The sequence below is a fragment of the Micromonospora sp. NBS 11-29 genome, from assembly GCF_002140155.1.
Lineage (GTDB): Bacteria > Actinomycetota > Actinomycetes > Mycobacteriales > Micromonosporaceae > Micromonospora.
Window position 1 is genome coordinate 190 of record NZ_NAPR01000014.1, and the last position, 323, is coordinate 512.

The window sequence follows — 323 nt, forward strand, 5'->3', positions numbered from 1 at the left end:
GATCCCGTCGCCCTGACACGCCGCCACGAAGTCGGCCACCGCCTGCGGCGGACCCGACACCACCACGGTCGACGGACCGTTCACCGCCGCGACACCGACCCCGGCGAACCGGGAGCCGTCCGGGGCCGCCGGTCCGGTGCTCCCCGCCGCGCCCAGCCGGGCGGTGACGTCGTCGGCGGACAGGTCGACCGACGCCATCGTCCCGGTCCCCCGCAGCACCGACAGGGCGCGTGACCGCAGGGCCACGGTCTTCGCCGCGTCCGGCACCGACAGGATCCCCGCCACACACGCCGCACCGATCTCACCCTGCGAGTGACCGATCA

1 protein-coding gene is annotated in these 323 nt (G+C 75.5%); it reads right to left on the reverse strand.

All coding sequences use genetic code 11. The features are described from left to right. A partial coding sequence (locus B1205_RS31915) for an acyltransferase domain-containing protein (protein ID WP_254910083.1) occupies positions 1–323 on the reverse strand: 323 nt, incomplete at both ends.